Origin of the sequence: Pseudomonas meliae, from assembly GCF_001400515.1 — a bacterium.
Taxonomy (GTDB): Bacteria; Pseudomonadota; Gammaproteobacteria; order Pseudomonadales; family Pseudomonadaceae; genus Aquipseudomonas; species Aquipseudomonas amygdali.
Genome location: NZ_LJQT01000179.1, coordinates 6,483 through 15,556 on the forward strand (window position 1 = coordinate 6,483; position 9,074 = coordinate 15,556).

A 9,074-nucleotide genomic window follows, 5' to 3' on the forward strand; every position below is an offset into this window, starting at 1 on the left:
CCCCACTGGTGCGTGCGGAATGATAGGTGCCCAGGCGCCACCTATCGTGCCCATGCTCCGCGTGGGTATGCCGTTCTGGACGCTCTGCGTCCTCTAGTCCAGTTCGTGGAGCACCTTCGATACGTTATCGACGAAAAAATCCACGCTTTGCCGGGTGGTGCACATCGGGGGTTTGATTTTGAGGATGTTCAAGTGGTCGCCAGTCGGCTGCATGAAGATGCCCAGTTCACGCAGGCGCTCGCAAAGCTGCGCGGTTTCTTCTGTGGCAGGTTCCAGGGTCTGGCGGTCGCGGACCAACTCCATGCCCAGATAAAAACCCATGCCATGCACCGCGCCTACCAGCGGATGTTTATCGGCCAGAGCCTGCAGGCGCGCCTTGAAGTGATCGCCCACGAGCCGGGCATTGTCCCAGAGCCTTTCTTCCTCCATGACGTCCAGCACTGCCATGCCGATCCGGCAACTGACCGGGCTGCCACCGGATGAGGAGAAGAAATAGCCCTCGGCCTCCAGCGCCTCGGCGATCTCACGACGGGTGATGACCGCGCCCAACGGATGGCCGTTGCCCATGCCCTTGGCCATGCTGATGATATCCGGCACCACGCCCTGCTCTTCGAAGCCCCAAAAGTAATGACCCAGACGGCCATAACCCACCTGCACCTCATCGGCAATGCATACACCACCCGCAGCGCGAATCTTCTGATACACCTGTTGCAGATAGCCGGCAGGCAAGGAAATCCCGCCCGCATTGCCATACACCGGCTCGCAGATGAAGCCCGCCACCTGCCGTTGCTGCTCTGCCAGCGTGACGAGTACCTGATCGATACTGCGCACATACTCCGGCGCACTGTCAGCGCCCCGAAACGGCCCGCGATAGGTATTGGGTGCGGTGACCGGATGCACCCAGTCCGGGCGGGTGCTGAGTGCCTGCGGGTTGTCGGCAATCGAGGTGGAAATGGCGTCGGTCGCCACCGACCAGCCGTGATACGCCTCCAGCACACTCAGCATGCCGCGTCCGCCGCTATAGGCCCAGGCCAGCCTGATTGCCAGGTCGTTGGCCTCGGTGCCGCTGTTGACCAGAAACACGCGGTCCATGCCCTCGGGTGCCAGCTTGAGCAAACGCTCGGAGAACTCGGCAATTGCCGCGTAGTGAAAGCGCGAGTTGGTGTTGAGCAGCGACCACTGACGAGCCGCCTCATGCGCCATGCGCGGGTGGCCGTGGCCGAGGACGGCGACGTTATTGAGCATGTCCAGATAGGAACGGCCCTGCATGTCGATCAGGTGATTGCGCCAGCCACGCTCGATCTGCGGCGGAGCCTGGTAGTAGTGTTTTTGCGAGCGGGCGAAGCTGGCATCACGCCGCGCCAGCAACTGCGCGGCGTCTGCGAGCGCTGGCGCGTCACAATCAAAACCGAGCAAGGCCGATGGCGACGGGCACACTGTGCGCCAGGCTGCCGCCCAGGCAGGTGTGGTGAACAGCGGCGGGCTGAGGTCTGCCATGGTGCACAGTTGCAACAACAGCGAACCACCGCCCTGCCCGATCAACGCGCCTGCTGACACTTGATCAGCCAGTGAAGCATCCGGCAGCACGCCCCACAGCTTCAGACTTATGCCTTCCCCGACCAGCAACAATGCAGCATCCGCGGTCAACCGCAGAGTGCCGTTGAACGGCGCATGCAGCGCCGTTTCGGCGGGCACATGCAATTCAGGTTTCGGGCTCCTTCGCGCTGTCAGGCAAGGTGCGCGACAACCGGTATTCCCCAAAGCGGCTGGCAGACAGGCCATCGTCACCCGCAGCCTGGGAGAGCAGGTATTCATCAATGCCACTTTGCTCCCAGTTGCCTGCCACAAAGTGCTCACTGAGCACACCCAGGTCCACCACTGTCGGCTTGAGCCCTTGTAGAGCGGGCAGCATCGGCTGGTAAGCGGGCTGTCCGGCAGGCGGAAACTCCACACCCACGGCCTGCAGAATCGCCGCTTCCATCAGCGCCATCGGCACCGAAGTGGCGACGTCGAAGATGTTCCACTCCCCGGCAAGGTTGGCCTGGATGTACGCGTTGTCCGGCTCGATGCTGGCCTGCTGTTCGCTGCTGAGCACCAGCACTGCGGATCGAGCGACGATCAGCGGCCAGAGCGCCTGCAATTCTTCGGCCTTCAGCGGATTGAGGGCGTGGTAGGCGCGAATGGCTGGCAGGATGTACAGCGGGTCGCCGTCGGCATGGTACAGCAGCGCCGCGCAGGTCACCGACAGGTCGGCCACTCGCCAGGTGCTGACCAGATCGCCGAAGTCGATCAACCCCTGCAATTGCCATTGGCGCTGTGCATCACGCAGCCAGACCACGTTGTGCTCGGTGATGTCCAGATGCACCGCCTGTATCGGCAGCGCTGCTATCAATGGCAACAAACGATGATGAGCCTGTTCACCGGCCTCGATGACACAGGCGCGAGCGTCGGCGTCCTTGATCACCGGCAGCAGGTGCTTGATCAGCGCATGAGCGTGGCGCGGGTCCCATTGCAGAATACGCTCCAGGCCAGGATGCTCGAAACCTGCCAGTGCCATGTCCACACGGGCACACAGCTCGCCCAACCCGACCACCACCTCATGGCCCAGATGCCCGGCGTGCCCCAATGACTGCCCATCAATGAATTCAAGCAAGCGCACGTGCACCGCCTGCCCGTCGATCCTGATGGATAACAATTGCTCGCTGTCATTGGCGCCAACCACGCCGGGCACGCCAACGGCGCTGTGGCTGCTCAGGTGTTGCAGCGCCGCGTGCTGAGCGTTCAGTTCAGTGCTCGAATAGGCCCCGTGGCAGATTTTCAGCACATAACGCCGCGTGTCGGTTTCAAGCAGAAAGTTGCGATCCTGCTGGCTGCCCAGCGCTTTCAGCGTGCCGCTCAAGCCGTAATGCTGCGCGAGCAATTGCAGCGCCTGATCCACGCTCACCTCGGGACAAGGCAGACTGGACCGGCGGATGAGCGTGGCAAGCGGCATGGAGAACCTCGATCTTGTTGGAAGGCCCGGGCTCGACGAGCAAGGCGTCATGGGCAGTCGCGCAACTATAAGGGCATTGACGGGGGATTGCTCTGCACTCCCCATCAGCACGAGTACTTCAGTGTTGGAAGCCCGCCAGAGTTTTATTCAACCGCTTGCTCGGGTTTAATGGCCTTATCTCGCCATATGCGCTCAAGCGCTATGCTGCTATTACGTCAAAACACACAAGAAGGTCAGTTAATGCGAATACTCGTTACCGGGGGCGCAGGTTTCATTGGTTCTGCACTGATCCGCCACCTGATAAACAACACCGAACACGAAGTGCTGAACTTCGACAAACTGACCTACGCGGGCAATCTTGAATCGCTGCAGTCGATTGCGACCGACACGCGCTATGAGTTCGTTCAGGCCGATATCTGCGATCAGGCCAGCGTCAGCGCGGTGCTGGAACGGTTTGCACCACAGGCGATCATGCACCTGGCGGCCGAGTCCCACGTCGACCGTTCCATTGATGGCCCGGCCGAGTTCATCCAGACCAACATCGTCGGCACCTACAGCCTGCTGGAAGCCACGCGCGCTTACTGGCTGAGACTGCCGGAAGCTGAACGTCAGGCGTTCCGCTTCCACCATATCTCCACTGATGAGGTGTATGGCGACCTGCACGGTGTCGATGATCTGTTCACCGAAACCACGCCGTATGCGCCCAGCTCACCTTACTCGGCAAGCAAGGCTGCGTCCGACCACCTGGTGCGCGCCTGGCACCGCACCTATGGCCTGCCGGTGGTGGTGACCAACTGCTCCAACAACTACGGGCCGTTCCACTTCCCGGAAAAGCTCATCCCGCTGGTGATTCTCAATGCCCTGGCGGGCAAGCCCCTGCCGGTGTACGGCAATGGCCTGCAGGTGCGCGACTGGCTGTATGTCGAGGATCACGCACGGGCACTGCTCAAGGTCGTGACCGAAGGCAAAGTCGGCGAGACCTACAACATCGGCGGTCATAACGAGCAGAAAAACATCGACGTCGTCCGCGGTATCTGTGCGCTGCTCGATGAGCTGGCCCCGCAGCACCCGACGGGCGCCGCGCAATACAGCGACCTGATCACCTACGTGGTTGACCGTCCGGGCCACGACCAGCGCTATGCCATCGATGCCAGCAAAATCGACAACGACCTGGGCTGGACGCCCGAAGAGACCTTCGAGTCCGGGCTGCGCAAGACGGTGCAGTGGTATCTGGACAACCTGGACTGGTGCCGCAGGGTTCAGGACGGCAGTTATCAGGGCGAACGACTGGGTTTCACCGACCCAAAGGACCTGATTGCCTGATCACCCTACTTTTCGGCAGACGCGCGTGAGTGCAGACTGTCGAGCTGCCACCATTTATTGAAGATTGCAGGGGAAGCCACGTGAACGTAGTAGCGACAAAATTGCCGGAAGTCCTGATTCTGGAACCCAAGGTATTCGGTGATGAACGAGGCTTCTTCTATGAAAGCTTCAACGCCAGGGCTTTTCAGGCTGCTACTGGCCTGACCCGTGAGTTCGTGCAGGACAACCACTCGCGTTCGCAGCAAGGCGTGCTGCGCGGCCTGCATTACCAGATCGAAAACGCCCAGGGCAAACTGGTGCGCGTCACCGTTGGCAAGGTGCTGGATGTGGCCGTAGACATTCGCCGCAGTTCGCCGAACTTCGGTCAGTGGGTCGGCGTCGAGCTGTCCGCTGAAAACGCCAGGCAGCTGTGGGTGCCGGAAGGTTTTGCGCATGGCTTCGTAGTACTCAGCGAGAATGCCGAGTTTCTCTACAAGACCACCGACTACTACACGCCGTCAGCTGAGCGTTGCATCGCCTGGAACGACCCGGACCTGGCCATCGACTGGCAATTCGACGGCCAGCCCAATCTGTCGGCCAAAGACCAGCAAGGCAAACGCCTGAAAGAAGCCGATCTGTTTCCCTGAACACATGATCACAGGCCACCCGGCGCAATGTCCGGGTGCCTGACGAGTCGGCGGCGGGCATAATACGCGCCTGATGCCCACGTCAGGATCGACCGGGTGTTTCTGTTGCCTGTACCGGCCTTGTCGCCGGCAGGCATCGCCAACCCTTCGGCGACGGCCAATCGATGACCATGACTTCTGCTGCTCTGCCGCCCCGCCCTCGCTGGCGCAGCCTTGCCCTTTTGGCACTGTGCCTGGCACCGCTGCTGTGGCCGCTGGAGCATCTGGCCGAACGTTATTACCGCAGCGTGCTGGCCAACCAGAACCGCCAGACCCTGGACCTGTACGTCGCCAACCTGCTCGGCACCCTGCACCGTTATGAAACCCTGCCGCAGATTCTCGGCGACCTGCCCGCCTTGCGCGGCGCACTGGCCGCACCGAGCGACGTCACCACCCTGAAAAACGCCAATCGTCTGCTCAGCGAGATAACGCGCCAGACCGGTGCCGACGTCATGTACCTGATGGACGCCAACGGCCTGACCCTGGCCGCTTCGAACTCGGAGCAGAAGGACAGCTTCATCGGCCGAAACTTTTCCTTCAGACCCTATTTCATCGATGTGCTGGCAGGCAGAACCGGGCGTTTCTTCGGCCTTGGCACCACGTCGGCCAAGCGTGGCTACTTCTTCGCAGGCCCGGTGCGCGACGGTGATCGGGTGATCGGCGTGCTGGTGATCAAAGTCGACCTGGACCACACCGAAACACTGTGGGGCAAGACGCCCGAGCAACTGCTGCTGACCGATCAGAACGGCGTGGTAATCCTGACCTCCAACCCGGAGTGGCGCTTTCGGGCGACCCGCGACCTGACCGATGACGAGAAAAAGGCCATTGTCGCGATCCAGTCCTACCCGACCCGCGACCCGCGGCCTCTGAGGATTGATGAGCACGCCTGGCTGACCCAGACCCAGGCCATCGAAGAAACCAGCTGGAACGTGAACATTCTCGCGCCTCGCGCCCTTGTCGACCGCCAGGTACGCACGGTGGTGGCGATTGGCGGCGCAGCGCTTCTGGTGCTGATGTTGTTGCTGGGGCTGATGATGCAGCGTCGTCGCCATTATCTGGACCGAATCGCCTTCGAAGCCAAGGCACGTCGCGAGCTGGAAATGCGGGTTATCGAGCGCACCAGCGATCTGGAAGGGCTCAACAGTCGTCTGCGCCAGGAAGTGCTGGAGCGCGAACAGGCGCAGCAGGAACTGGTGCAAGCTCAGGACGAACTGGTGCAGACCAGCAAGCTGACCGCGCTGGGCACCATGTCGGCGAGCATCAGCCACGAATTGAATCAGCCCCTGGCCGCCATTCGCAGTTACGCCGAAAACGCCGAAGTGCTGCTCGATCATCAGCGTACCGAAGACGCGCGCGGCAACCTCAAGCTGATCAGCGAGCTGACCGGGCGCATGGCCTCGATCATTGCTCACTTGCGCGCTTTCGCCCGCCGAGACCGGCACGCCCCTGAAAGCGTGGCGCTACAACCGGCGCTGGACGATGCGCTGGCGTTGCTGGCCAAGCGGCGGCGCGCCATGGAAGTCGAGCTGATCCGAGACCTGCCGGACGCAACGCTGTGGGTACAGGCCGGTGAAACCCGTCTGCGTCAGGTGCTCGGCAATCTGATCGCCAACGCGCTGGACGCCCTCACCGAAAAAGGCCCGCCGCGCAGGCTGTGGATAAGTGTCGAGCAAACCGCTGAGGGCGTTAACCTGTACATTCGTGACAACGGCCCCGGTTTTTCCCAGGAAGCGCTGGCACGGGCTCGCGAGCCCTTCTTTACGACCAAGACCCGCACCCAGGGGCTTGGCCTTGGTCTGGCCATCTGCGATACGCTGATGCGCGCGCTGGGCGGCGAATTGCTGTTCGCCAACCATCCCAGCGGCGGTGCGCTGCTGACCCTGCGCCTGCGGGCCGGTGCTTCCGGAGCCAATCTTCAACCGCCAGAGGACCTTTCTGCATGAGTTCGGACACAGCCATCGACAGCCAGATTCAGGTGGTGCTGATCGACGACGATTCGCACCTGCGTCAGGCACTTCGCCAGACGCTGGACCTGGCTGGACTGAACGTTCTGTCGCTGTCCGAGGCAACCGGGCTGGCCGAACGCATCGGCCGCGACTGGCCAGGCGTGGTGGTCAGCGATATCCGCATGCAGGGTATGGATGGCCTGGAACTGCTCGACCAGCTTCACGCGCAGGACCCCGACCTTCCAGTGCTGCTGATCACCGGTCACGGCGATGTGCCGCTGGCGGTCAAAGCCATGCGCGCCGGAGCCTATGATTTTCTGGAAAAGCCCTTCGCCAGCGATGCCATGCTCGACAGCGTGCGTCGGGCTCTGGCGCTGCGCCGTCTGGTACTGGATAACCGCAGCCTGCGCCTAGCCCTGAGCGATCGCCAGCAATTGAGCACACGGCTGATCGGTCAGTCACCGTCGATCCTGCGTCTGCGTGAACAGATCGGAGCCTTGGCCGGGACTCGCGCTGACGTGTTGATCCTTGGCGAAACCGGTGCGGGCAAAGAAGTGGTGGCCCGCGCCCTGCACGATCTGTCCAACCGTCGCAGCGGCCCGTTCGTAGCGATCAACGCCGGCGCGCTGGCTGAATCGGTGGTGGAAAGCGAGTTGTTCGGCCATGAACCCGGTGCCTTTACCGGCGCGCAGAAGCGACGTATCGGCAAGTTCGAGTTTGCCAACGGCGGCACGCTGTTCCTCGATGAAATTGAAAGCATGAGCCTGGATGTCCAGGTCAAACTGCTGCGCCTGTTGCAGGAACGCGTGGTCGAGCGAATGGGCAGCAATCAGCAGATCCCGCTGGATATCCGCATCATCGCGGCGACCAAGGAGGACCTGCGGCAGGCGGCTGATCAGGGCCGCTTCCGGGCGGACTTGTATTACCGGTTGAACGTGGCCTCGCTGCGTATCCCGCCGTTGCGCGAACGTGGCGAAGACGCGCTGATGCTGTTCGAGCATTATGCCGATGCTGCGAGCATGCGCCACGGCATTCCCAAGCACGAACTCAAGCCCGGCCAGCGCGCGCTGTTGCTGCGTCATAACTGGCCGGGCAACGTCCGGGAACTGCAAAACGCCGCCGAACGCTTTGCGCTGGGTCTCGAGCTGGAGCTGGAGGGCGGCGATGCAGAGCAGGCGCCACCGCCGGGCGGCGGCTTGAGTGATCAGGTGGAAAGCTTCGAACGGGCCTTGATCGCCGCCGAGCTGGCTCGCCCGCACAGCTCGGTTCGCAGCCTGGCGGAGGCGCTGGGTGTGCCGCGCAAAACCCTGCACGACAAACTGCGTAAACACGGCCTGACGTTTGGCGACAGCAGCGGAGCTTCCGATGACAACGATTGAGCCTGAGCATGACGCCGCCCACGAGCTTGAGCAGGTGCTGCACCACGACATTCCGCTGACCCGCGAAATGGGCATGCGCGTGATCGACTGGCACAACCAGACTCTGCGCCTGCACCTGCCACTGGCACCCAACGTCAATCATAAGAACACGCTGTTCGGCGGCAGCCTGTATTGCGGCGCAGTACTGGCGGGCTGGGGCTGGCTGCACCTGCGGCTACGCGAAGCCGGGATAAGCGATGGGCATATCGTGATTCAGGACGGGCAGATCAGCTATCCGCTGCCGGTACGCACCGACGCCATCGCCCGCTGTGATGCGCCAGAGCTGGCGCTGTGGGACAAGTTCATCACCACCTACCAACGCCGAGGCCGCGCCCGCATGACCCTGCACACCAGCATTACCGCGCAGGACAGCGAAGAACAGGCTGTTCGTTTTGTCGGGCAGTTTGTATTGCACCGGTGAAGCTGCGCGCAGTGGATGCACTGGACGCGGACCTGTGGGAGCGAACTTGTTCGCGAAGAGGCCGGTGCAATCCGCAAAAACTCATCGCTTGAACAATCGCCTTCGCGAGCAAGCGAAGCGTCGCCCGGCTCGCTCCCACAAAAACGCGCTTGACCCTGCATACTTGTATCAAGCGAAGAACAGGCCGTGCGCTTTGTCGGGCAGTTCGTGTTGCGCCAGTGAGGCTGCACGCATTGGATGCACTGTACGCAGACCTGTGGGAGCGAGCTTGCTCGCGAAGAGGCCGGTGCAATCTATGAAAATTCATCG

5 protein-coding genes and 1 pseudogene are annotated in these 9,074 nt (G+C 62.1%); 5 read left to right on the forward strand and 1 reads right to left on the reverse strand.

Features of this window, described 5'->3' with window-relative positions:
• Positions 1-93 precede the first annotated feature (93 nt).
• Positions 94-2,992: pseudogene (locus tag ALO64_RS08025) on the reverse strand (aminotransferase).
• A 240-nt stretch (positions 2,993-3,232) separates the two neighbouring features.
• Between ALO64_RS08025 and rfbB the strand changes: the two are divergent.
• From rfbB to ALO64_RS08050, 5 genes are all read left to right on the forward strand, one after another.
• Positions 3,233-4,315 carry a dTDP-glucose 4,6-dehydratase gene (gene rfbB, locus ALO64_RS08030; RefSeq protein WP_044343865.1) on the forward strand — a complete coding sequence of 361 codons (1,083 nt, stop codon included), beginning with the start codon at positions 3,233-3,235 and terminating at the stop codon, positions 4,313-4,315.
• 80 nt (positions 4,316-4,395) lie between these two features.
• The gene (rfbC, locus tag ALO64_RS08035; protein ID WP_044318251.1) at positions 4,396-4,941 is read left to right on the forward strand and encodes a dTDP-4-dehydrorhamnose 3,5-epimerase; all 546 of its coding nucleotides are present in this window, start codon (positions 4,396-4,398) and stop codon (positions 4,939-4,941) included.
• A gap of 164 nt (positions 4,942-5,105) precedes the next feature.
• Complete coding sequence (locus tag ALO64_RS08040) at positions 5,106-6,923, forward strand: sensor histidine kinase (RefSeq protein WP_044343866.1); 1,818 nt, start codon at positions 5,106-5,108, stop codon at positions 6,921-6,923.
• The gene (locus ALO64_RS08045; RefSeq protein ID WP_005734105.1) at positions 6,920-8,305 is read left to right on the forward strand and encodes a sigma-54-dependent transcriptional regulator; all 1,386 of its coding nucleotides are present in this window, start codon (positions 6,920-6,922) and stop codon (positions 8,303-8,305) included. Before ALO64_RS08040 ends, ALO64_RS08045 begins: the two co-directional genes overlap by 4 nt.
• On the forward strand, positions 8,292-8,765 hold the full coding sequence (locus tag ALO64_RS08050) for a YiiD C-terminal domain-containing protein (protein ID WP_005734103.1): 474 nt from the start codon (positions 8,292-8,294) through the stop codon (positions 8,763-8,765). Before ALO64_RS08045 ends, ALO64_RS08050 begins: the two co-directional genes overlap by 14 nt.
• The last annotated feature ends 309 nt before the right edge of the window (positions 8,766-9,074 follow it).